At 68.5% G+C, this 22,233-nt stretch carries 29 protein-coding genes; 14 read left to right on the forward strand and 15 right to left on the reverse strand.

The genetic code is table 11. The features are described from left to right. Positions 1–3: 3 nt before the first annotated feature. The gene (locus tag GVY64_RS21700) at positions 4–786 is read left to right on the forward strand and encodes an ABC transporter permease (protein WP_159844373.1); all 783 of its coding nucleotides are present in this window, start codon (positions 4–6) and stop codon (positions 784–786) included. A gap of 63 nt (positions 787–849) precedes the next feature. Here GVY64_RS21700 and GVY64_RS21705 read toward each other — a convergent pair whose 3' ends face one another. Further along, positions 850–1,185 (reverse strand): RNA polymerase-binding protein RbpA, encoded by a 336-nt coding sequence (locus GVY64_RS21705; RefSeq protein ID WP_043719627.1) that lies wholly within the window; start codon positions 1,183–1,185, stop codon positions 850–852. Between the two features lie 243 nt (positions 1,186–1,428). On the opposite strand from GVY64_RS21705, the gene GVY64_RS21710 reads away from it, so the two are divergent. After that, entirely contained in the window at positions 1,429–1,749 is a 321-nt protein-coding gene (locus GVY64_RS21710; RefSeq protein ID WP_159844287.1) for a hypothetical protein, read from the forward strand. On the opposite strand, the gene GVY64_RS21715 is transcribed toward GVY64_RS21710, so the two are convergent. Together GVY64_RS21715 and GVY64_RS21720 are read right to left on the reverse strand one after the other, a co-directional pair. Continuing rightward, positions 1,721–2,794 (reverse strand): hypothetical protein, encoded by a 1,074-nt coding sequence (locus GVY64_RS21715; protein ID WP_328820990.1) that lies wholly within the window; start codon positions 2,792–2,794, stop codon positions 1,721–1,723. The two genes, GVY64_RS21710 and GVY64_RS21715, sit on opposite strands and share 29 nt — an antisense overlap. Positions 2,795–3,019: 225 nt before the next feature. Then, positions 3,020–3,736: a M23 family metallopeptidase gene (locus GVY64_RS21720; RefSeq protein ID WP_159844289.1), complete on the reverse strand. Its 717-nt coding sequence runs from the start codon at positions 3,734–3,736 to the stop codon at positions 3,020–3,022. Between the two features lie 184 nt (positions 3,737–3,920). On the opposite strand from GVY64_RS21720, the gene GVY64_RS21725 reads away from it, so the two are divergent. After that, positions 3,921–4,232, forward strand: a complete 312-nt coding sequence (locus tag GVY64_RS21725) for an ArsR/SmtB family transcription factor (RefSeq protein WP_159844291.1) — start codon at positions 3,921–3,923, stop codon at positions 4,230–4,232. A 39-nt stretch (positions 4,233–4,271) separates the two neighbouring features. Here GVY64_RS21725 and GVY64_RS21730 read toward each other — a convergent pair whose 3' ends face one another. Further along, positions 4,272–5,258 (reverse strand): glycosyltransferase family 9 protein, encoded by a 987-nt coding sequence (locus GVY64_RS21730; RefSeq protein WP_159844293.1) that lies wholly within the window; start codon positions 5,256–5,258, stop codon positions 4,272–4,274. Between the two features lie 212 nt (positions 5,259–5,470). On the opposite strand from GVY64_RS21730, the gene GVY64_RS21735 reads away from it, so the two are divergent. The 7 genes from GVY64_RS21735 to GVY64_RS21765 all read left to right on the forward strand — a co-directional run bounded on the left by GVY64_RS21735 (position 5,471) and on the right by GVY64_RS21765 (position 9,820). Next, positions 5,471–6,061 carry an HdeD family acid-resistance protein gene (locus GVY64_RS21735; RefSeq protein ID WP_159844295.1) on the forward strand — a complete coding sequence of 197 codons (591 nt, stop codon included), beginning with the start codon at positions 5,471–5,473 and terminating at the stop codon, positions 6,059–6,061. 174 nt (positions 6,062–6,235) lie between these two features. Continuing rightward, a complete protein-coding gene (locus GVY64_RS21740; RefSeq protein WP_040871783.1) occupies positions 6,236–6,541 on the forward strand; it encodes a hypothetical protein in 306 nt (101 codons plus the stop codon). Positions 6,542–6,634: 93 nt separating this feature from the next. Continuing rightward, on the forward strand, positions 6,635–7,030 hold the full coding sequence (locus GVY64_RS21745; RefSeq protein WP_159844297.1) for a hypothetical protein: 396 nt from the start codon (positions 6,635–6,637) through the stop codon (positions 7,028–7,030). Between the two features lie 218 nt (positions 7,031–7,248). Then, on the forward strand, positions 7,249–7,674 hold the full coding sequence (locus GVY64_RS21750) for a DUF4383 domain-containing protein (RefSeq protein WP_236567043.1): 426 nt from the start codon (positions 7,249–7,251) through the stop codon (positions 7,672–7,674). 484 nt (positions 7,675–8,158) lie between these two features. Further along, positions 8,159–8,485 (forward strand): hypothetical protein, encoded by a 327-nt coding sequence (locus GVY64_RS21755; RefSeq protein WP_159844301.1) that lies wholly within the window; start codon positions 8,159–8,161, stop codon positions 8,483–8,485. A 77-nt stretch (positions 8,486–8,562) separates the two neighbouring features. Beyond that, positions 8,563–8,925, forward strand: coding sequence for a hypothetical protein (locus tag GVY64_RS21760; RefSeq protein ID WP_236567044.1), 363 nt, complete (start codon positions 8,563–8,565; stop codon positions 8,923–8,925). Positions 8,926–8,980: 55 nt separating this feature from the next. Continuing rightward, positions 8,981–9,820 carry a patatin-like phospholipase family protein gene (locus GVY64_RS21765; RefSeq protein ID WP_159844303.1) on the forward strand — a complete coding sequence of 280 codons (840 nt, stop codon included), beginning with the start codon at positions 8,981–8,983 and terminating at the stop codon, positions 9,818–9,820. Positions 9,821–10,025: 205 nt separating this feature from the next. On the opposite strand, the gene bfr is transcribed toward GVY64_RS21765, so the two are convergent. Continuing rightward, positions 10,026–10,505 (reverse strand): bacterioferritin, encoded by a 480-nt coding sequence (bfr, locus tag GVY64_RS21770; RefSeq protein WP_067807548.1) that lies wholly within the window; start codon positions 10,503–10,505, stop codon positions 10,026–10,028. Between the two features lie 50 nt (positions 10,506–10,555). Between bfr and GVY64_RS39160 the strand changes: the two genes are divergently transcribed. Further along, on the forward strand, positions 10,556–10,804 hold the full coding sequence (locus tag GVY64_RS39160; protein ID WP_442939609.1) for a hypothetical protein: 249 nt from the start codon (positions 10,556–10,558) through the stop codon (positions 10,802–10,804). A gap of 416 nt (positions 10,805–11,220) precedes the next feature. On the opposite strand, the gene GVY64_RS21780 is transcribed toward GVY64_RS39160, so the two are convergent. Beyond that, positions 11,221–11,673, reverse strand: coding sequence for a MaoC family dehydratase (locus tag GVY64_RS21780; protein WP_159844307.1), 453 nt, complete (start codon positions 11,671–11,673; stop codon positions 11,221–11,223). Positions 11,674–12,174: 501 nt separating this feature from the next. On the opposite strand from GVY64_RS21780, the gene GVY64_RS21785 reads away from it, so the two are divergent. Then, complete coding sequence (locus tag GVY64_RS21785) at positions 12,175–13,767, forward strand: GMC oxidoreductase (protein WP_159844309.1); 1,593 nt, start codon at positions 12,175–12,177, stop codon at positions 13,765–13,767. 20 nt (positions 13,768–13,787) lie between these two features. Here GVY64_RS21785 and GVY64_RS21790 read toward each other — a convergent pair whose 3' ends face one another. The 3 genes from GVY64_RS21790 to GVY64_RS21800 form a co-directional block, all read right to left on the reverse strand. After that, positions 13,788–14,057, reverse strand: a complete 270-nt coding sequence (locus GVY64_RS21790) for a cold-shock protein (RefSeq protein WP_159844311.1) — start codon at positions 14,055–14,057, stop codon at positions 13,788–13,790. A 16-nt stretch (positions 14,058–14,073) separates the two neighbouring features. Continuing rightward, positions 14,074–14,241: a hypothetical protein gene (locus GVY64_RS21795; RefSeq protein WP_159844313.1), complete on the reverse strand. Its 168-nt coding sequence runs from the start codon at positions 14,239–14,241 to the stop codon at positions 14,074–14,076. Positions 14,242–14,431: 190 nt separating this feature from the next. After that, positions 14,432–14,851 (reverse strand): Hsp20/alpha crystallin family protein, encoded by a 420-nt coding sequence (locus tag GVY64_RS21800; RefSeq protein ID WP_159844315.1) that lies wholly within the window; start codon positions 14,849–14,851, stop codon positions 14,432–14,434. A 145-nt stretch (positions 14,852–14,996) separates the two neighbouring features. Here GVY64_RS21800 and GVY64_RS21805 point away from each other — a divergent pair, with 145 nt between their 5' ends. Beyond that, complete coding sequence (locus GVY64_RS21805) at positions 14,997–15,377, forward strand: MerR family transcriptional regulator (RefSeq protein WP_159844317.1); 381 nt, start codon at positions 14,997–14,999, stop codon at positions 15,375–15,377. On the opposite strand, the gene GVY64_RS21810 is transcribed toward GVY64_RS21805, so the two are convergent. The 6 genes from GVY64_RS21810 to GVY64_RS21835 form a co-directional block, all read right to left on the reverse strand. Then, positions 15,378–15,797, reverse strand: coding sequence for an ATP-binding protein (locus tag GVY64_RS21810; protein ID WP_159844319.1), 420 nt, complete (start codon positions 15,795–15,797; stop codon positions 15,378–15,380). 316 nt (positions 15,798–16,113) lie between these two features. Beyond that, positions 16,114–16,560, reverse strand: coding sequence for a response regulator (locus GVY64_RS21815; protein ID WP_159844321.1), 447 nt, complete (start codon positions 16,558–16,560; stop codon positions 16,114–16,116). Continuing rightward, positions 16,557–18,182, reverse strand: coding sequence for a sensor histidine kinase (locus tag GVY64_RS21820; protein ID WP_159844323.1), 1,626 nt, complete (start codon positions 18,180–18,182; stop codon positions 16,557–16,559). Before GVY64_RS21820 ends, GVY64_RS21815 begins: the two co-directional genes overlap by 4 nt. Beyond that, positions 18,179–19,420 carry a PP2C family protein-serine/threonine phosphatase gene (locus GVY64_RS21825; RefSeq protein ID WP_236567048.1) on the reverse strand — a complete coding sequence of 414 codons (1,242 nt, stop codon included), beginning with the start codon at positions 19,418–19,420 and terminating at the stop codon, positions 18,179–18,181. The genes GVY64_RS21820 and GVY64_RS21825 overlap by 4 nt, the downstream gene beginning before the upstream one ends. A gap of 563 nt (positions 19,421–19,983) precedes the next feature. Then, positions 19,984–21,036, reverse strand: a complete 1,053-nt coding sequence (locus GVY64_RS21830) for a fused (3R)-hydroxyacyl-ACP dehydratase subunits HadA/HadB (RefSeq protein WP_159844325.1) — start codon at positions 21,034–21,036, stop codon at positions 19,984–19,986. Positions 21,037–21,149: 113 nt separating this feature from the next. Next, positions 21,150–21,476 carry a hypothetical protein gene (locus GVY64_RS21835; RefSeq protein ID WP_159844327.1) on the reverse strand — a complete coding sequence of 109 codons (327 nt, stop codon included), beginning with the start codon at positions 21,474–21,476 and terminating at the stop codon, positions 21,150–21,152. On the opposite strand from GVY64_RS21835, the gene GVY64_RS38755 reads away from it, so the two are divergent. Beyond that, positions 21,469–21,597: a hypothetical protein gene (locus GVY64_RS38755; RefSeq protein ID WP_268895665.1), complete on the forward strand. Its 129-nt coding sequence runs from the start codon at positions 21,469–21,471 to the stop codon at positions 21,595–21,597. The two genes, GVY64_RS21835 and GVY64_RS38755, sit on opposite strands and share 8 nt — an antisense overlap. Positions 21,598–22,233: the final 636 nt, after the last annotated feature.

A 22,233-nucleotide genomic window follows, 5' to 3' on the forward strand; every position in this document is an offset into this window, starting at 1 on the left:
CGGTTGTTCCGGGACAGCGCGATCGTGGCCCATCGCAATCTGCTGACCATCCTGCGCGTGCCGACGCTCCTGGTGACCGCGACGATTCAGCCGCTGATGTTCGTGTTCCTGTTCGCTTACATCTTCGGCGCGTCGCTCGGCGGTGGCCAGTACCGGGAATTCCTGCTCGCGGGCATCTTCACCCAGACGGTGGCGTTCAACGCCGCGTTCACCACGGTCGGCCTCGCCGGGGACCTGCAGAAGGGCATCATCGACCGGATGCGGGCGCTGCCGATGTCGCGGCTGGCCGTGCTGATGGGCCGCACACTGTCGGACCTCGTGGTCAACATCCTCAGCCTGGCGGTGATGGTCGGGTGCGGGTACGTGGTCGGGTGGCGCATCCACGGCAGCGTCACCGACGCCGTGCTGGCGTTCGCCGTGATCCTGCTGTTCGCGTTCGCGATGTCCTGGGTCGGTGCGCTGACCGGCTTGCTGTCACCCACCGTCGAGGTGGCGCAGAGCGCCGGGCTGATCTGGCTGTTCCCGCTGACGTTCATCTCCTCGGCGTTCATCTCCGCCGAAACCCTGCCCGGCCCGCTGCGCACGATCGCCGAATGGAATCCGATCACCGCGGTCTCGGCGGCCGGACGCAAGCTGTTCGACAACGACTCGCCGCCCACATTCGTCCCGCCCAGCGGCTGGGCCGCAGACCACTGCGTCGAATACGCGATCGCCTGCTCGGTGGCGATCCTCGTGCTGGCCGTGCCGCTGGCGCTGCTGCGTTACCGCAAGGTGGCCAGCCGCTGACCCGGACAGCGAACGGCCGCCGCATCGAACGATGCGGCGGCCGTTTCCGTACTGCGCGAACCGTCAGGCGCGGCGACGGGTCTTGAGCAGTTCGAGGCGCTCCTTGAGCAACTCCTCGAGCTCCTCCTTGCTGCGGCGCTCCAGCAGCATGTCCCAGTGCGTGCGCGGCGGTTTCACCTTCTTGGTCTCCTGCGTGGTGCCCTCGATCAGCACACCCTCCTGGCCGTTGCGGCACAGCCAGGTCGGCGGGATCTCGGCGTCGTCGGCGAAGGGAACGTCGAATTCCTCGCCGTTGTCGGTCCGGTACCGGGCGATCCGACGCGGAGCCAGGTCGTGGTCGCGATCGGTCTCGTAGCTCACCGCTCCGAGCCGACTGCCTCGGAGTACGCGATCTGCCATGGTGTGCCTCTCCCTGTGTGCTCGAGTCTTCGTGCGCTGCGACCGTGTCCGCACGGCTGCGCGGGGCATCCGCCGGACTTGATGTACAACGATCGGGCCGGCGCCGATAGTTCCCGACGCGGCCGCGGTGAACCGTTCCATTGTAGTGCCCTCGGCACGCAGGCCTCGTCATGCCCGATGCGGGGCGATTCTCCGGGGGTCAGTGAGCGGATCGCGGGCCGCGGGCTATTAGTGTTCTGCGTCATGTCGCGCCGCTTGTCCTGCCAGTGGTGTGGGCGGGAGATCGTGGAATCGGAGGCCGGCCGCCGTCGCCGGTACTGCCGCCAGTCCTGTCGCCAACGCGCCTACGAACACCGCAACAGCTTGAAGGGGACCGGGATCCCCGACGACGCGGTTGTGCTCAGCGCCCAGGAGGCGGCCGACTTGGCCGATCGCTGGTTCGCCGCCCGCTGCGCCGCCGAGGACGTCGCCACCGCCATCGCGGAGGGGGCGACGTCCGACGAGCTGGCCGCGCTCGGCAAGACCCTGGTCGCGCTCACCCGTGACGCGGAACGCCTTCGCTGACCGGCTCCGCCGCCGGACCCGGGCCGGCGCCGCGGTGACGGAGATACACCGCGCCGAGCAACAGCCCGACGGTCGCAGCCAGTCCGCCCGCCGCGAGCCAGGTGGCCCGATCCGGGTGGACCAGCGGCTGCGCCCGCATCGCCTGCCAGAAGACGAGCGCGAGCAGACCGGCGTATCCGACGGCCAGCACGCCCACGACCGCGGTGCGGGCGCGTTCGAGCCGCAGCCAGCGACAGCGCGGAGCGAGCCAGGCGAGCGCGAGGGCCACCAGCAGCAGGACCTGGATGCCGTGCAGCCCGACGAAGTGCGGAACGCGCAGGTCACCGCCGACGGTGCTCCAATGCGTGATCGGCATGCCTGCCATGGCGTCGCGCGGGGCGAGATCGCCCGCGTCGGCCAGGACCGTGTGCCCCGCGGCCAACTCGACCACTCGTCCGTCGCTGTCACGGACGAGTTGCTTACCGGTGAACCCCATCAGGTAGCCGAGCGCCATGCCGACGACGGCCAGGGCCAGACCGGCGTGGATGGCCCGCGCCGTGGGGCGGTCCACCAACCGCTGCCAGGCCAGGATCAGCACGATGACCAGGTTGGCGAGGAACAATCCTGGGACGCCGGAGGCGAAGACGACCTGCCCGATCGAGTTCACCGGGTCGTCCTGGGTGTTGAAGTGGCTGAAGGTTCCCCGCGCGGCTTGCACCACGATGAATCCGACGTCGATGAACCCGGTCACCGCGAATACCGTGCCCAGCCACCAGGTGGCGCGGCTTCCCTTGTGCGGCAACGACAGCAGCCATGCCAGCGTGAGGCTGTAGAGGAAGAAGGCCACGCCGAACTTCATCGGCTTGAGCCAGACCGACTCGCCGAGCAGCGTGCGGTCGTCGACCGGCATCGCCGCGAGGCAGAACAGGACGAGCGCGGCCATCGCGGTGACCGTGCCGAGTAGCGGTCGATGCAGTCGCGCGCGCTCCGCCACCGCCGTGCCCGCCCGCGATCGCGGCGACGACGACTCGCCCTGCGGCGGCGCGGCGAAATCTGTTGTGGACATGGACCGAACGTAGAAATCGCGAACCCCGCCAAGCGTCCCGCCGCAGCGCCATTCGCGCCTAGTACCCCGGTACGGGTCGGGCGTCCGGGTGATACCGCGGAGGCGGCATGGTTGGGGAGAGCGGGAAAGGGCCGCGAACGCGCCGTTGCGTTCGCGGCCCCGTCGAGGGCGACCGCGTCGTCGCCGAGTTTGTCCGCGGACTCCTGTCCCACGAACGGGTCGGGGTCAGTCCTCCGCCGCGAACCCGACGTCGATGCCGCGCTCGGCCAGCCAGGGCCGCGGGTCGATCGGTGCGCCGTCGGGCAGGTGGACCTCGTAGTGCAGGTGCGGGCCGGTGGAATAGCCACGGTTGCCGACCGTCGCGATGACGTCGCCCGCGCGGACCGGCTGGCCCACGGCGACGAGGATGTCGTTGACGTGGCCGTAGACGCCGACGGTGCCGTCGTCCTGTTGCACCCGCACCCACAGGCCGAAGCCGGAGGCGGGTCCGGCCTCGATCACGACGCCGTCGGTGACCGTGGCGATCGGGGCGCCGAGCGGGTCGCCGAAATCCAGGCCCGCGTGCAGCGTGCCCCAGCGAGTCCCGAAATTCGAGGTGAGCACGCCGGCCACCGGACGGACGGTCTTCGGTGGGGTGAAGTCCTGGGCGATGCGGTTCGGGTCCCAGGGTGCGGGCAGCGGGGCCGCTTGCGGCGCCTGGTTCTGGTCCGGGGCGAAGACGGCGAACTGGGTCGTGCCCTCGGCCGGGCGGATCTCGCCCGAGGCGATCTTGCCCGCGACGAGGCGGGCGGAGGCGTCGGTGTCCTGGTCCTGCTGTGCCGCGGCGAGGATGCCGGCGGAGGCGGTGACGACCGCGGCGGCGGCGAGGACACGGGTGGCAGCGCGGTCGCGGCGCAGTCGGGTCACGCTCCGGCGAATCGGTAACGGAAAGGTCACGGGCATGCATCGAACGTAAGCGAGCCGGCGCGCCGGTCGGCAATCCTGTGGCTATCATCACCGGGCATCGAAAGCCCAGGTCGTCGGTCACGGGTAGGTAACGACGGAGCGTTGTTCGGCGTATGAGCTGGGCAGACGACCTCGTACCCGACTGTTGACCGGCAAAACGTCGGACGCCCACACTATGTGAGTGGCGACTAATGGAGTTCGTGCACTGACGGCGCTGGCGGACCCGACCCGGCGCGCGATTTTCGAGGCTTTGCCGCAGCACCCGCGCTCGGTCGGCGACATCGCGCACGACCTGGGCGTGACCAGTTCGGCGGTCTCCCAGCATCTGCGCGTGCTGCGCGAGGCCCGGTTGGTCATGATGCGGCCGGAAGGCAACCGGAGGCTGTACTCCTTGGACCCGCGTGGCCTCGCCGACGCCCGCGACTATCTCGAGCAGTTCTGGCCGAGTGCGATCGCCGCGTACTCCGCGGCGATCGCGACGGCGAACGCCTGAACCGGGGGCCCGTCATCCCCGGATGGCGTCGGGCGACGGTCATCCGACGCGCCGATATGCCGGTTTGCGGCGGTCGGTGTTCGTGCTGGGCCAGTTGCGCATACTCAACTGTTTGTCGACCGCGTTGATCACCTCGGTGACCCCGATCTGCAACAGCCCGGGGTCGGGGGTGTCGGCGTACGGGTCGCCGACCTGGCCGGCCCACAGCACCGCGTGCCTGCCCAGCAGGTGCGCGGGCGGGCCCGCCCGCCGGGGCGGCGTCGGGCCGAACAGTAGGACGGTGCGGGTGCCGAACGCCGTGGCCAGATGGGCGACACCGGTGTCCCCGCAGATCACCAGCGCGGCTTCGGCGACCGTGGCGGCCAGATCGATGAGGTTCTGCTCCCCGGCCAGCACCCGGCCGACCGGCAGCCCGGCCCGTGCGGCGATGCCCAGTGCGAGTTGGCGCTCGTTGTCGTCGCCGGTGAGGACGACTTCACGTCCGAGTACCAGCAGGTGCCGCACAACCGCGGCGAAACGGTCCGGGGGCCAGCGGCGGGCCGGCGCGCCGGCGCCGACGTGCACGACCACGCAGTCGCGGCGGCTGGTCGTCGAGACCGGCGGTACCAGGCCGAGGTTGCGTCGATCGGCTCCGATGCCGTCGTACTCGAGCAGGTGACACCAGCGGTCCACCTCGTGCATGTCGTTGTCCCACTCGGGGCCGGGTAGCTCGGGAAATGCGGCGTTGCGAAACGAGAGGATGCGTCCGGGGTCGGTCTTGGCGAGCGTGACGATGCTTTCCGCGCTCGCGCCGTGCAGGTTGACCGCCAATTCGGGCGGCGGCGCGTCCCAGCGGAGGCTGCTCGGATCGGCGGTCGGCACCAGCGCGTCGACCGAGGCGATCAAGTCGACGATGGGCTTGAGCCGCGGCGGTGCCGCCAGGACGATGCGATCGTGGGGTTTGGCCCGGCGCAGTGCACGGAGAGCCGGGACCGCGGTGAGTAGATCACCGAGCCCACGCGCCTGCAACACGAGCAGAACCGCCACCCTCTTCTCCTAGCCACCCGAGTCTCACCGAACCCCGACCCACCCGTTCACCCCAGGGGCGCCAACGAAGAGTCACTCCGTGATGACTACCCGACCGGCCGGACGGTGAAACGTGAACTCCGGGCAACGCCGCGGTACCGGCCGAACAAGCGCGATGCGGCCGGGTCGGCAAATGATCAGAAAACCCGCGACCTCAGCTATAGCATCAAAGTATGACGACAAACAGCGTGGTAGAGGGTCCGTTGCAGTCTCTTGCCCGCCGTGCGTGGCAAACCGTTCTGCTCACCGGCGTTCTGGCGGTGATCCTCGGCATCCTGATCCTGGTCTGGCCGGACATCACCCTGCAGGCGGCAGGCATCGTCTTCGGCATCTATCTGGTGGTCACCGGCTTCCTGCAGTTGATCGCGGCTTTCGGCGCGCCGGCCAGTGCGGGGCTGCGGGTGCTGTCGTTCATCATCGGCGTGCTGTCCATCGTGGTCGGCGTGTTCTGCTTCCGCGACGAACTGGCCTCGATCCTGCTGCTGGGCCTGTGGATCGGCATCGGCTGGCTCTTCCGCGGGATCGCGCTGCTGGCGGCGGCGATCTCCGAACCCGCGATGCCGGGGCGCTGGTGGCAGGTGTTCTTCGGCGTGGTGACCGCGGCCGCGGGTGTCGTCCTGATCGTCTGGCCGGTTCGGTCGGTGGCCACGCTGGCCGTTTTGGCGGGGGTCTGGCTGATCATCCTCGGCATCATGGAGATCGTCGTGGCGTTCGGGATCCGCAGGGACGTCCGGGCGGTGGGCGCCGCGCACGCCGTCGCCTGACAACAGATTTCACCCGGCCGGGCGCGATCGACGCTCGGCCGGGCGATGTCGTGTCTCCCGGTGCCGGGACCAGCACGGTTCCGTCCGGTCGGAACTCGTGACAGAATCACAGGCGCATTTTCACGAGACGTCGGCTTCGGGGTTGGTCGACATCGAAAAGAACTGGAGGCACGAATGATTCGTACTGCTGGGTTTGTCGGTGCGCTTGCCCTGGCAGGGGCCGCGGCCATGTTGTCGGCGGGGACGGCGCAGGCCGCGGTCGGCACGCTGTCGATCAACGGTGAGCTGCACGCGGATCCGGTGGGCTGCTTGAACACCGACGGCACCTTCTACACCACGTTCCAGATCACCGTCGTCAACAGCACCGATCGTGCCGTCACGCTGTACTCCGGAAGGGACTGCACCGGTTCCGTGGTCGGCGAGCTGCCCGTGGAGAAGATCGGTTACCTGCCCAAGGGCGGCAGCGTCTCCGTCAGCTGAGCCCCCGGTCGTGACGGCGGCCGAGGCGTAGCGTGCCTCGGCGCGGCGGGAGCGCCCTGTCGTCCCAGAAGCGAGCGTGCCGATCCCCCGGGTGTGTGGATCGGCACGCTGCTCGGTCAACGCGTGCGCGGCCAGTCTCCCTGGCGCGCCACGGTGGACTCCGAACTCACCGGCACCGGCGCGGCGGCGGCCGAGCGGCGACGCCCGCGCGGATCCCATGCCATCGCAGTCGCCGCGGCACCCAACAGGACGATCACGATCATCGTCACAACACACCAGACCAACACGGTCATCGCCTCTCTGGCAGCACCATCCGTTTGTCAGACTGCGTCGGCTTATCAAGGCGGACAGTTGTTTTCGAGTCGCCGACAGTATTCACCGCCGCCTGGCCGCGCGCGAGTCCACGGCGCGGCGCCGACTTCGTCGGAAGTTCGCGATCGGTTCCGACGCGGACGGCGCACCAGCCCGAACGCCGAAATCTTCCGGTGATCGACTCGCGGTCCGGAGACCGGAATCACGGCCGCGCCCCCGCCGTCCGGTGTGTGGGCGGCGTCTCACTGCGCAGCCGGCGTCGGTTTGTCCTGTTTTCGCCGGGGTAGCACGGTGGGGAACGGAGGTCACCCACACCGGAAAGGGCTGGTTCGGCGATGTCGAATTCCACAACGGGCGCGACAACGGATCGGCGATCGCCTCTGCAGGTCGCCGCTATGGCGGTAGGGGCGGTGTTCCTCCTGGTCGGGATTCTCGGTTTCATTCCAGGAATCACCACCGACTACAGCGAACTCGACTGGGCGGGGCATCACTCGCAGGCCCAGTTGCTCGGTTTGTTCAACGTGTCCGTGCTGCACAACGTGGTTCATCTGGCATTCGGCGTCATCGGCGCGCTGGCCGCCCGCACCCCCGCGTCGGCGCGTGCGTACCTCGTCGGCGGCGGTGTCCTCTACCTCGTCCTGTGGCTGTACGGCCTCGTCGTGGACCCGGACAGCGACGCCAATTTCGTGCCGCTCGACACGGCGGACAACTGGCTGCACTTCGCCTTGGGCGCGGGGATGATCGCCCTGGGGGTGATCTTGGCGCGGCGGCCCGCGACTCGAGCGCCCGGCGCGGGCGGGCAGACCGGGATGCTGGAATAGCGGGATCGCGTCCGCGGGGCTGCAGGGACTCGGTTCGGGCGGCCTCGTCACAGCGCGGCGTAGACGGCTTCGATCAAATCGTGTGCGCGGCGATCACCGGCTGCGGTGTCGCGCCGCAAATTCGGTATGAACGCGATCGCGACGTCGGGCGGGAGGTTCCCGAGCCCGACCGAGCCGCTCGCGCCCGGGATGGCCGAAAGCGGTGGAGCGGGCCGCGTCCGGCGGTAGGAAGGTGGCGCAGGGGAGCATGTAGCCGAGGGTGACCCGTGGTCCAGTTCGGGCCTGTTGGTAGCCGGCGGCGCGCTTGGTGGGTGTGGGGTGTGGTTGCCGAAGTTTCGCGCACCGCACATGTTGACATCGACTGCTGTTGACAACATATGATGTCAATAACTCGCTCAGTCTGCGGGTCGATGCGTCGACACGTGTGAACCGCAGGGCGCAGCGTTTCCACCACTTCAGCTACGACCGCGGCAAGGGAGTACCGATGAGGGCCAAACCACCCGCGCTGGGATATCTCCGCAAGGATGTCTCGGGTGTGTCGCAGGACTGGGACGAAGCGCAGATGCGGAGCTTGGCGAAGCGTCTCGGCTACGAGCTGTGCAAGACCGTCACCTTCGGCGCCGGCACCGACGCGCCGGTGGAGCGCCTGGTCGACGCCGTGCGGGTGTTCGGTGTCGACGCGGTGATCGCACCGGGTCTGCATCACTTCGGCAATGCGGTGCCGGGCGAACTCGTGGAAGTGTGCGACCTGATCACGGTGACGCCCCAGCAGACGTACTCTCGTTCGGCGCTGTCGCGTATCTGGGCGTAACTCCTCGGCGTCGATAACGAAAACCGCGTCCCGCCGATCACCAACCTACGGGTCGAGGGCTGATCAGAAGGAGCTTCATGAGAAGGGCTGCTGCCGCCGTCGCGCGGCTTGGCGTGGGCGCTGTTACCGGACTGGCCTGCGTGGCGATCACCGGGACAGGCCCGGTGCAAGCGGCACCGCGGGATTGCGTCGTCGAGCGAGAAATCTTCAGCGCCTCCGCGACCTGCCCCGGCGGCGACGTCACCGAGTACGTCCTCCGGGTGGAATGTGTCGGCATCTACAGCTCAGGACCGTTTCCGCTATACGCTGCCGGGACCTACATCCAGCTCGGCTACCCCTTCACGCCGAACGGTCAGCGCACTACGACGGGATGCATGAATTGGGGCCCCGGTCTGCTCGGGGTCGTCACCAACGCCTCGGTGGAGACCTATCACCGCTGAGGTGGTCGGATGGCGAGGGGCGGGCCGACTCGGCCGGGGCGGATAGGCTTGCGGCATGTCGGACGCGGTGGCACACAAAGAGTTTTCGGTCGCGCTCGCGCTGGGTGGGGGCGGCCCGGTCGGCATCGCGTGGTTGGCGGGATTGGCCACCGGATTGCGGGACAGCGGTGTGGACTTGGCGCTGGCGGATCGCTTCGTGGGGACCTCCGCCGGGGCGGTGGTCGGCGCGGTGCTGGCCGACGGTGGTAATCCGGCGCGTTTGTTGCGGCCGCCGTCGACATCGGCGCCGGTGCGCGCGGATCCGGCGCGGATGGCGGAGATCTTCGCCGTGCTGCGCACGCCTGGGCAGGATCCCGCTGAGGGGCGTCGCCGGGCGGGCGCACTGGCGCTGTCCGCCCGGGTCGGCGATCCGGACGAGCACATCGCACGCATCGGCGGGCTGGCCGGTGTGGCGCGGTGGCCCGAGCGCGATCTCGTCGTCACCGCGATCGACATCGCCACCGGTGACCTGCGGGCGTGGACCAGGGACGGCGCGGCGTCGTTGCCCGCGGCACTGGCGTCGAGCACCGCGGTGCCGGGCGTGTTCCCGCCGATTCCGATCGACGGGAGCCACTACGTCGACGGCGGGCTGCGCTCGCCGGTCAACGCCGACCTGGCCGCAGGCGCGGATGTCGTAGTGATCGCCGAACCCTTGGCGCACATGTTCCCGCGCGTTCCCAGCGATCGCGAATTGGGTTCGGCCACAGAGATCTCCATCGTCCCCGACGACGACGCCATCGCCGCGTTCGGGCTCGACGTGTTCGCCCCGGCCGCGCTGGCCCCCGCGCACGCGGCCGGGGTGCGTCAGGCCGCCGAGGCGGCGCGGCGACTGAAGGACGTCTGGCCGGACCGCTGACCGAGAGGGTCGCTGACGACCCGGCTTCGTCCGGCGTGTACCAGAGAATGCCCTTGATCTCCGGATGGTCGGGAGCCAGGCTGGATCGGTAACTGTTCGATGCGCGCCGAGCATCCGAAATCACCGACCCGGCGATACGCTCCGGCGCGGCGAGCGCCGGAGGGCATCGCCGGGCGGTCCCGGCGTGGCGCGGCGGAAAGCCGGGTCAGTCGTCCGGAGTTTCGGTGAAGCGCTGGAGGTACAGCGGCTCGCCCAGCTTCTCCACCAGATCGAGTTCGGTCTCCAGATAGTCGACGTGCTGTTCCTCGTCTTCGAGGATGTGCTCGAAGATGCGCGCGGAGGTGACGTCCCCGCGCGAACGCATCAACTCGATGCCCCGCCGGAGCCGTTCCACCGCTTCCAGCTCGATCTGCAGATCGGCCCGCAGTTGTTCCGGCACGCTCTGCCCGATGCGCAGCGGATTGAGCTTCTGATAGTTGGGCAGCCCCTCGAGGAACAGAATCCGGTCGGTGAGGAGCTCGGCATGTTTCATCTCATCGATGGATTCGTGCCGAGTGTGCCGCGCCAGCTTGGTGAAACCCCAGTTCTCCTGCATCTTGGCGTGCAGGAAGTACTGGTTGATCGCCGTGAGTTCGGCCGTCAGTTGCTCGTTGAGCAACGCCACGATGTCCTTGTCGCCGTCCATAGCAGCGATCGTGGCACAAAATGTGCGCAGCGCGGCAGAGACCGCCTGGTGTGTCGCTTCAGGCGGCCGTGGGTTGCGCTCCGGTCGTCGCCCGGGCGCTGCCGATCACCTCGGCCAATCGCGCCGTGCAACTGCCGCAGCCGGGTTTCCAACCACAGGCGTTCTTCACCTGGCGGATGCTGTCGGCGCCCGCCGCAACGCAGGTGTGCACATCACCTTCGGACACCGCGTTACAGATACAGACGTACATGAAGCCTCACAGCCAGGATCACCTTTCCGATGAGGTTAGCCTCGACTAACGAGGTAAGCCTCCCCTAATGTATAGCAGCTCCGCGGGCCGGGGGGAACCCCGACATGCGGGCCTGGCGCTTTTCTGCACATCCGGTCGCGGCGCCAGCCGTCGGCGAGCCGCTGCACGGCGAGGCACCGCAGGTCGCTGGACTCGAGCCCCGGCGTTGCCCGGAGCGGTTCGGCGGCGTGCCGCGCCCGCGCCTCCGACGTCGAGCGGATCACCGCCTCTCAGCTGTGTGCCCCGACCCCCGCGGGGCGCAGTGCTCAGCCGTCGTCGCGCAGTGGCGCGGGATCCGGGGGCGCCGCCGTGATCGCTCCCGCGCTGTCCGCTGAACCATGGACAGCCCGAAGCGTCGCCCCGCTACTGCTCAGCCGAGTGAACTCGCCGATCGGCGAGTGTGGTGTTGCGAATCAGTGTGCCCCCTCAGTTCAGGTAACGGACCAGGTGTTCGGCGACGCAGGCCGGCTTGTCCGCGCCCTCGGCGGTGATGGTCACGGTCCGTTCGGCCTGCACGCCGCCGGGCACGTCGGTGACTGCGGTGAGCGTGACGGTGCCGCGCACCCGGCTGCCGACGCGCACCGGACTGACGAAGCGCACTTTGTTCAGGCCGTAGTTGATCGCCATCCGGGCCGACCGCACTGTCATCAACTGCTGGCTGATCGGAGCGAGCAACGCGAGGGTGAGGAACCCGTGGGCAATGGTGGCCCCGTACGGGCCGTCCGCGGCGCGGTCCGGGTCGACGTGGATCCACTGGTGGTCGCCGGTCGCCTCGGCGAACAGGTCGATGCGTCGCTGGTCGATCTCGAGCCACTCGCCCGGGCCGAGTTCGGTGCCTACCGCGGCGCGCAGAGCGTCGAAATCGGGGAAGGCGGTCATGCGGCATCCTTTCTGTGGGCGGCGTCTGCACGATATCCGGGGAGCGGCAGCGCGCGGAATCCGCTGCCGCGAACGGTCCTTGATCGCCTTTCCGGTGGCATCGAGCGGCAACGGGCGCAGCAAAGGGATCAAGCGTGGAACCCTGTAGCCCGCCATTCGAGCGCAGCGCAGCAAGGGCGGCGCCTACGGTCGCGGGACGGTTCCCCAGGAATCGTTCGTTCTCGGCGGGATGGGTGTTGAACCGCGGACGACGAACATGGGATTGCTGCCGCCGGTGAGGCGCCCGCCGGGCATTCCGTACTTTCCACTGGCGGTTCCTCCGGCGACTTCGGCTAGGCGCAGCCCTGGGCTGCACCGGAATGTGCGCACCTCCCCGGAAATGTGACCTCTACTACAGATTTGCACACTACCGGACACGAATGTCCGGTCATATTACTGTCCCGTAGCGGCCGTGGTCGGCCACGCGAGTTCCCAGCTCGCGTCCGAGCTTCGAGGTGTGTGATGTCAGCAATTACGCGCCGGTCACTGTTGACCGGGGCTGCCGCGGCGGGTGGCCTGCTGGCCGCCGCGCGCTACGCGAACACGAGTCCGATTGCCATGCGGGTCAACAGCGTTCCGCTCACTCGCGAGGAGCATCGGGCGGTCGTCATCGGATCGGGATTCGGCGGTGGCGTCACCGCACTGCGCCTGGCCGAAGCCGGCGTTCGGGTACTGGTGCTCGAACGGGGGCTGCGCTGGCCGACCGGTCCGAATTCCGAGACCTTCCCGCGCGCCTCGGCATTGGACAAGCGGGTGCTCTGGTACAAGTCCAGCCCGGTGCTGTTCGGTAAGCCATTGCTTTTCGAGCCGTTCACCGGTCTGGTGGAGGCCGTGCCCGGGAAAAATATGACCGCGCTGTGTGCGGCGGGCGTGGGCGGTGGATCGCTTGTCTACCAGGGAATGTCCTTGCAACCGGCGCAAGCGGTGTTCGACACCCACTTCCCCGAGGCTCTCGACTGGGCCACCATGGATCGCGTGCACTACCCGCGGGTCGCGCGCATGCTCGGCTTGGCCGTGGCCCCGGACGAGCTGATCGCCAGCCCCAGCTACGCCGCCTCGCGGGTCTTCGCCGATCGCGTGCGGCGCGCCGGACTTCCGCTGTCGAAGATCCCGATGCCCATCGACTGGAACTACGCACTGGCCGAACTACGGGGGGAGATGAAGCCCTCCTACACCAACGGCGACGGCGCCATGGGGGTCAACAACGGGGGCAAGCACTCGGTCGACGTCACCTATATCGCCGCGGCCGAGGCGACCGGTCTGGTGACGGTCGAACAGCTGCACCAGGTCACCGACGTCGAGCGCGCCGCCGACGGCCGGTGGATCGTCCACGTCGAGCGCTTGGACACCAGCGGCGCCGTGCTGGAGAACAAGATCATCACCACCGGCGCACTGGTGATGTCGGCCGGAAGTCTCAACACCACCAGGCTGCTGGTGCGCGCCTCGGCCAAGGGACTCATCCCCGATATGCCGGACGGCCTCGGCCAGGGCTGGGGCACCAACGCCGACCGCATCTATCTGTGGACCGATCCCGCGGCGAGTTTCGGTGCGGAGCAGGGCGGTCCGGTTGTCTACGGAAGCAAGAACTGGGACGATCCGCACACGGCCCACACCGTGATCCAGGCGTCCATCCCACCGATGGGCGCCGACGCCGGCAGCACCATGATGGTCGGCTACGGCGTCAGCGACGGTCGTGGCCACTTCGTCTACGACGCGGCCCGCGACGACGCCGTTCTCCAGTGGCCGCAGGACGGTGACAGCTACATCCAGGACAACCACATCGGCCCCGCCGCGCACCGGATCGCCGGTCCGGCAAGCATTCTCACCGACACCAACCTGCTGTTCCCGTCGACCTGGCACCCGCTCGGCGGTGCGAGCATGGGGGCCGTCTGCGATCTGGACGGCCGGGTGCACGGTCAGCGGGGCCTGTACGTGCTCGACGGCGCGCTCATGCCCGGGAACACCGCGGCCTGCAACCCCTCGATGACGATTGCCGCGGTAGCCGAGCGAGCCTTGGAAAACTTGGTCGCGCAGGACGTCGGCGCGATCATCTGACCGGTTCCCCGCCGGACCGGTCACCGAGGCCGTGGGCGAGCGTCGGGACGCAGTGGACGCACGGCCGTGGCTTCGGGGCCGCGCTTGCGCATGGTGGCCGTGAACAGGACGGGCTGGCCCGCGTACAACGATTTGTAGCCGGTCATCTCGATGCTGGTGTACTCGACGAACACCTGCGTGGGATCGTCCACGGGCTGGAGAAAGCCGAAGCCCTTCTCGATGTTGAACCAGACCACCGTGCCGCGGCGCCAGAAATCCGCCGCGGCATGGTGGTGGGGCCGGCTTGTCATGAAGGATCGGTCCGGGTCAGGCGGCGTCGCGGCGCGCTGGGTCGGTGTGCATGATTCGCTGCCACCAGGCGTCCAGTGGACTGGGGTCGGGCCAGACAACCGTCGCTTCGGGCGCAGCTCCGGAGTCGGTCGGTGCGGGTAGCGGGTCGCGCAGATCGGTGCGTGCCATGAGCGAGCTCTCCATCAGGTGTTTCCTCCGCAAGGATACCGCTGGGTGGTAACGCCTTTCGCGTTCCGGCCGGGAGCGGGCCCGCGCATACGGGCCCGCTCGGAACGGGGTGGTACGACATTTGTTGTAGATCGGTCCGCCGTCACTGACTGCGACATCACCTCGCTTTCGGCTCGGCCGGGCTCTCGTGTTCGCTGCGGTGATCTCAGGCGTCGATCGCCTTGTGGCCGTTGCCGCGGCCGATCTCGATCTTGCGCGGCTTGGCCTTCTCCGCCACCGGAATCGTCAGGCGGAGGACGCCGTCGGTGTAGTCGGCGCGAATGCTGTCGGTGTCCAGATTCTCGCCCAGGAACAGCTGACGGCTGAACACGCCGCGGGGGCGTTCCGCGGCGATCATCTCGCGGCCCGAGTCGAGTTCGGGACGACGCGCGCGCACCGTCACCACGTTGCGCTCGATGTCCAGGTCCAAGGACTCGGGGTCGATACCGGGCAGGTCGAATTCGACGACGAACTCCTCGCCCGCGCGCCAGGCATCCATCGGCATCACCGCGGGATGTGCCTTCGTGCCGAACACCTGCTGCGTCAAACGGTCCAGATCGCGAAACGGATCGGTGCGCATCAGCATGGTCGCCACCTCCAACTCACTCCATTCTCCGTAGTAGGGGCCAGATAACCTCTGTCATCTGGCATAGATTTTTTATAGCATCGAGAGAAGTTGAGTGCAAGGCGCTAAGCTAGGAAATCTGTTGGGCAACGCGAGGTGAGGATGAATGACGCAGGAGAGGGGCGACTCGGGGCATCTGCCGGATCCCGGTCAAGCGGTGTACGGGATCTCGGTCGCTGCCGGGCTGGCCGGCATCGGGGTGCAGACGCTCAGACTCTATGAGCGTCACGGGTTGCTGACTCCCGCGCGTAGTGACGGCGGCACCCGCCGCTACAGCGGCAACGATCTGGCCCGTCTGCGGCGGATCACCGACTTGGTCGCCACGGGCGTGAACCTGGCGGGCATCCGCCGCATTCTGGACCTCGAGGACGCCAATGCCGACCTGCACGCGGACAACGACCGGTTGTACGCGGCCAACGATCGCCTGCAGGCCGACAACGTCCGCCTGCGGGATGCGCGGGACAACTCGGCCGACCAGGCGCCGTGACTATCCCGAGAAGCGTGTGCGCAGATCGACCACCGTGCCGGAATCGCCGGTGGTCACCGTGACCTTTGGGATCAACGCGCGGATCAGCGGCATGCCGCGTCCGCGGAAGGCATCGGGCTGCGGATCCGGTTGTTTCCATCGACCGCTGTCGGAAATGGTCACCCGGAGTTCGTCGCCGTCGATCGATGCGCGCAAGCGGACCATGCCGCCGTCGCCATGATGGCCGTGCTCGACGGCGTTGGTGCACGCTTCACCGACGGCCAGCAGCACGTCATAGGCCGGGGCCGCCGCCATGCCGCACTCGGCGAGCCATTCCTGCAGGGTGTGGCGAACAGTGGCCAGTTGCACCGCTTCTGCGGGGAAGTCCAGCTCCAGCGGCGTCATGGCGTCGGGTAGCGGGACCCGCTCGCCCGCGCTCACGACCACGCACCAACCGCCGGGACCGGAGTGCGTCCGTCGTGGCGCGGTCTTCCCGTCGTCATGCCGTGCCAAGGGCGTCGATGCGCCGTCACCTCGTTACCTCCCTGTCGGGGATCGGTGCGCTGTACCCGCGCCACGCCGAGCGTGTAGACCATCATCGGGCTCGGCTGCGGTGTTCGCCGCGCGTGTGCTCCCCGAGGCTATACCCCGTTGATCATCGCCCATTCGTCGGCTGGCTCCGTCCGTGAGAACCCGTCCGGCCCTCCCGGGACATTCGTTGATCGACGTGCCCGAGCCCACTGCCGCGGGAGACGCCTCACAGACTCTGGCGCGGCAGCCGGACCACCTGGACGAAGAAGTCGTCGATCTGCTTGATCGCGGCGACGAACTGGTCGAGGTCGACCGGCTTGGTGACGTACGCGTTGGCGTGTAGGCGGTAGCTGCGCAGGATGTCCTCTTCGGCCGCCGAGGTGGTCAGCACGACCACCGGGATGTGCGCCAGGTCGGGATCGGCTTTGATCTTCTCCAGCACTTGCCTGCCGTCGTACTTGGGCAGATTGAGGTCGAGCAGAATCAGGTCCGGCCGGGGCGCGTCCGGGTGCCTGCCTTGCCGGTAGAGGAACTCGAGCGCCTCCTCGCCGTCCCTGGCGACGTGCAGGGTATTGCCGATCTTGTTGTCCTCGAACGCCTCTCGCGTCATCAGCTCGTCGCCGGGGTCGTCTTCCACGAGCAGGATGTCGATGGGCCTGCCGGGGGTGGTCATGCGGGGGCTCCTTCATGGACGGGAATGTCAGCGGTGTGGGCGGTGCCGTCGGCTCCGGCGGCTCGCAGGGTGAAGCAGAAGCGGGTGCCCGAGGTGTAATCGGTGTCGATCCAGATCCGGCCGCCGTGATACTCCACGATCTTCTTGCAGAGGGCCAGCCCGATGCCGGTTCCGCTGTACTCCTCACGATTGTGCAGCCGCTGGAAGATGACGAACACCTTCTCGGCGAATTCGGGTGCGATCCCGATGCCGTTGTCGGAGACCGACAGCAACCAGCCATCGCCCTCCTCGACAGGTCCGCAGGTGATCTCGATCTCCGGTGCGCGGTCGGGTGCGTGGAACTTGATGGCATTACCGATCAAGTTCTGCCACAACATCGTCAGCAGAGTCGGATCGCCGACGATCTCGGGCAACTCCTCCGGGCGCAGGATGCGCGTGTTGGTGTCGTCGATCGCTGCGGAGAGGTTGGTCAGGGCCTTGTCCAGGGATGGGCCGAGGCCGGTGGGCTCGGTGCGGTCGGTGATCCGGCCCACCCGGGAGAAGGTGAGCAGATCGTTGATGAGCCCCTGCATCCGTTTGGCTCCGTCGACGGCGAAGTCGATGTACTGCTTGCCGCGCTCGTCGAGTTTGTCACCGTAGCGTTTCTCCAGCAGCTGGCAGAACGACGCCACCTTCCGCAACGGCTCCTGTAGGTCGTGCGAGGCGACGTAGGCGAACTGCTCGAGCTCCGCGTTGGACCGGCGCAGTTCCACGGCCTGCAGGTCGAGATCGGTTTTCTGCTCGGCGAGAGCGGCTTCCTGGGCGCGCGAGGAAGCCAGCTCGGCGACGATGCGTCTGCGCATGCTCTCCACCGCGTTCGCGACGGTCGCCAGGTCGGCCGGGCCGTGCGCGTCGATATGGTGATCGAACTCGCCGCTCGCCACCCGCAGCGATGCGTCGGTCAAGTAGCCGAGGGGACGGGCGATCAGGCGCCGGATCAACACGGTCAGCAGCACGCCGGTCAGCAGGAACGCGATGACCATCCCGGCCAGCACCGCGTCCCGGACCGCGCGGGTGTGCGCGAGTTCGTCCTCGTCGTCCGCGATAGCCGCAGCGAGACTGGTGTTCTGGGAATCGAAGCGGGTGCGGAGTTCATCGAACAGCGGTTTGCCGCGGGAGGGAGTGGCGGGGTCGATGGTGCGGGTCGCCCCCGAGGTCAACGCCGCCACCAGCGGTTCGGCGTACTCGGTGCGCCACCGCCGCGCGGAACTCTCGACGGCGTCGAGTTCGTCGAGCAGCGGCGGCCGGTCGGCCAGCAGCTCGCGCAGCCGGGCGACCGATTGCGCCTCGGCCCGGGTGCCGTCCTGGTAGGGCCGCAGGAACTGCCGGTCACCGGTGATGCCGTAGCCGCGCAGCCCCGTCTCCTGGTCCACCAGGGCGCTCTGCAATCGGTAGGCCTCGGTCGCCGCCGGCAGCGTTTTATCCAGCAGCCGGTCGGTCACCCGGTTGGTCTGCGCGATCACCTGCGCTCCCGCCACGGTGCCGATGATCACCACCAGCACCATCGCGGCCAGCACCAGCTGAAACCAAGCCTGGGCGGTCAGCCGCGCACTCACCGGCGGCCGCCCGGTCTTCGTCGTCATCGGTTGCGGTCCTGTCCTCGCCCGTCGTCGTTCCATCCCAGATACAGGATGGCGACATCGTCGTCCAATCCACCTGATTCCCCCGCCAGCGCCTCGACGCGGCCGATCAGTTCGTCGACGAACCAGTCGGGATCGGCGGCGCGCACCGCGCGCGCGACCTCCACGAGCCCTTGTTCCCCGAGCCGTTCCTGATCCGTCCCGACTCGTCCCTCGAACAGGCCGTCGGTGAACACCATCAGCCCGGAGCCGAGCGGTAGATCCACCTCCTCGGCGGGCCACTCGGCTCGACCGGGCAGGAAGCCGAGGGCGGGACCGCCGGGCACCTCGACCCAGTCCAATCCGACGGCCGATCGCAGCAGCATTCCCGGGTGCCCGGCCCGCAACACCTGCGCGCGGCGCTCGCTCGGACGCAACATCAAGCTGGTCACCGTCGCGAAGGTCTGCTTGCCGGTGCGTTCGGCGAGCAGGACTTCTTCGAGCAGCCGCAGTTGCCGAGCGCCGGTCACCCCGCTCAGGACCAGGGTGCGCCAGGCCAGGCGCAACGCCACGCCGGTCGCGGCCTCGTCGGGCCCGTGGCCGGACACGTCGCCGATGACGGCGTGCACCGTGCCGTCCGCGTCCTGTACCACGTCGTAGAAATCGCCCCCGAGCAGCGCGTGCGCCCGCCCGGGACGGTAGCGCGCCACCACGTCGACGACCTGCTTTCCGCGCAGCAGCGGGGTGGGCAACAGGCCGCGTTCCAGGCGGGCGTTCTCCTGCGCGCGCATATTGATCGCCTGCAAGGCCGCGCTGGTGCGCTCGGCTTGCTTGCGCTGAATCGCGTAGCGCACGGCGCGCCCGAACAACTCGGGTTCGACCCGGCCCTTGACCAGGTAGTCCTGCGCTCCCGCCGCGACCGCGGCCAAGCCGGTCTGCTCCTGGTCGAGCCCGGTCATCACCACGATCGCGACCTGGTCGGTGTGCCTGCGGATGCGTTCCACCGCCTCGAGCCCCTGGGCGTCGGGCAGATGCAGGTCGAGCAGTACGCAGTCGGGTTCCGCGGTGGCCAGATGCTCGGCGGCCTCGGCCAGCGACCGGACCCAGTGCAGTTGCAGACCGGGCGCGCCGTCGACGACCAATTCCTCCACCAGCAGCGCGTCTCCCGGATCGTCTTCGATCAGGAGCACCGAAGGCTGCTGCCACGGCCACTCCGCACCCACGATCAATTCGGGATCGTCGTCTGTCCCGTCACGCCGCACGAACACCACCGGTCGAGGGTCTACTTGTGGCAGGACGAATGACAGCACTATTGCCGTCGTCGGCGAACACCGACAACCCGGCCTCCGATCACCATGGGGCGGCACCAGCGCACGCCGACTGTCTCAGCGGCCGTTTGCTGGACCGAGAGGCAGTCAAGATCGTATCCGATTCTCCATCCGATCGAGACATGACGGCGTCGACCTGCGCGAAGGCAGCGACCGCGGGGATGGTGCGGGAATCAGACCGTTGTGCCTGTCAGCTCCGCGGCGTCCCGCTCGTCCCGGAGCGCGCCGGGGCGGCGCGGGGAGCGTAGTTCCGCCAAGCTGCGTGCGACGACCGTGGCATGGACCGCGATGACGGCAAGGGAAGCCGAGCCGATCACAGCAAGAAGCACAACCACGACAGATACCGGTCCTTTCGGGTGCGAGCGGGCCGGTTGCCCGCTCGATCGGGTGCCGAGATCGCGTCCGCCGGTCCCGGCGGGCGCGCGCTCCGCCTCCAACGTGCCCCGGGTGCTCCGGACCAAACCCACCGATTGCGGCGGCGCGAACGGCTCGTGCGCTCACGCGAGGGCGACCTCGGCCGTCGCGCGGCCGAAGATCCTGCGTCCGTCGTGCTCGGCGATGATCGCGACGGTGGCGGTGCGCGTGTCCTCGTCCAGGTGTTTCACCCGGCCGGAGAATTCGATCCGGCCGCCGGTCGCGCCGACGTGGACGGGATTGGTCAGGCGCACGTTGTAGGAGCGCAGGGCGGTGGGGTCGCCCGACCACGAGGTGAGCAAGTCCACACTCAGCCCGATGGTGAACAGGCCCTGCGCGACGATGTTCTCCAATCCCATCCGCGTGGCCGCCTCGGGGCTCCAATGGATGGGGTTCGGGTCGCCCGCGACTCCGGCGTAGTTCACCAGATCGCCCCGGCTGACCATGAGCGTATGCGGGGGAAGCGCTGCTCCGGGACGAACGGTGTCGAACCGGCGCCGCGCCTCCGGGCACGGCGGTGTGGTCGGCATCTCGCGGGCGGGTTCGTCACCGGCCCCGACGTAGCGCGGGTGCGCGGCGCGGCGCGGCGTGCGCTCGTCCGGGCGTGCGCCGTGCATCACGACCGCGTCGAACCACGGCGGCAGGGCTTCGTCGGCCCGCCCGACCAGGCTGGTCCGAGACGTGAGGACGGGCCGATCGTCCTGGTCCACGATGGTCTGGCGCAAGCCGATGAGGTCGCCGCCGAACGCGTGCCGGAACGAGTCGAGGCACATCTCGAAGCCGATCCGGTCGCCGGCCAGCAGCGGTCGGTGGAATTCGATCATCTGATCGGTCTGGATGGTCCGGCTCAGGTCGTAACCGGGCAGCATCGTGTCGAACACCTCGGCGTAGGCCAGGTACCCGGGCACCGCGCCGAAGGTCGGGGGAGCGAGCAGGCTGCCGTAGCCGAGTTCGGCCGCGGCGTCCTCCAGCCGGTGCGCCGGATGGCGGTTACGGACCGCACGGGCGTACTCCCGGATCTTCTCGCGCTCGACCACGTAGTGATCGCTGCTGCGATACCGGCGCCCGACCATCGAGGCGGGAACCGCGGCATCGGTCGTGTCGCCAGCACCGGATGTGGCAGGGATTCTGGACATCGCGGGGGAATCTACCCAACGCGCGCCGGATTTCCGGTCAGCCCGCATCGCACGCCGTTTCGCGCCGATGACCTCCGCGGACGCCAGTCGCGCCGGCCGCCCGCCGTGGTGGCTCAGCAGAGATTCCGCTCGCCGGCCACCAGCACGGCCGCGGCTTCGTCCACCGTTTGGTGCGCGCTCACCTGCACCAGGATGTCGGCTCGGACGTTCCGGCCGCCGGCTCCCGGCACACCGCATACCCCGCAGAGCGCGAGCTTCATTTCGTTTCCCATCGAAAGAATATGGCGCCGGACGGAATTCGGCATATGACAGCCGACGCAGCGTAGCCTCCCCTCCGGCGCCGTACCGAAGAACGGCTTCCAGGTCGTCGGCGCAGCGGTGTTCCGCTGGATGCAGTCGTCGAACCGGTTGGGTCGTTCCCGCCGCAGCAGTTTGAGCAACGTCGACAAGCATCTCGGCGACCGGGTCGAGGCGGGGGTGCGCGCGAAGCAGGATGAACGCGATCCGAAGGCGGCAGGCCAGGCAAATCCGGCGCGCTCGTCCGCGCAGGTCAAGGCGTGACAGTAGGCGCCGGGCGGTTATCTTTTCGTAATACGGCTTTCGTGTGTCCCGCGCGGGCTCCTCGATCGGATGCGGAAGCATGAAGCTCGGATCCATTGACCGTAAGCACCGTGGTGTTTCGATCAATTCGAGGCTCGGTGACGCCTGATGGTCGTACCGGGCCGGGCGACGCAGATCGGGAGGACCGGCTCATGTCGTTCGAGACCGAAATTCGAACTGGCCGACGCTCGTGGCATAAGTCCTGGCCGGCCGTGGCGTCGGGCGCTGTGGCGGTCGCCGCCGCGGTCTTCGCTGCCGCACCCGCGACGGCGCAGCCCGCACTCTGCAGCGGCCCCGATGTCCCGGTGGAGGTCCCCATTCCCGGTGGATTCCAGGGTTTCCCCGAGATTCTGCGATTCGTTCCGCCCGCGCCTCCGGTTCCGCAGATGCCGCTCGGCAGGGCGGTGCCGCACCGTGGCGCTTCGGCGGTTCGGACGGCATAGGGGACGGCACCGCGCGAAGCGCCTAGCTGTACCCGGTCAGGACGTTGGTGACAGCGTGTCGGGTTGATATGGCGAGAACCTCCGGGTGGGGTGTGGCTTGTCGAAGGTCACGCCCACGGACCCGGAGGTTCTCGTGTCTCACGGTAATGCCCGC

This window comes from Nocardia sp. CY41, assembly GCF_009829325.1.
GTDB lineage: Bacteria > Actinomycetota > Actinomycetes > Mycobacteriales > Mycobacteriaceae > Nocardia.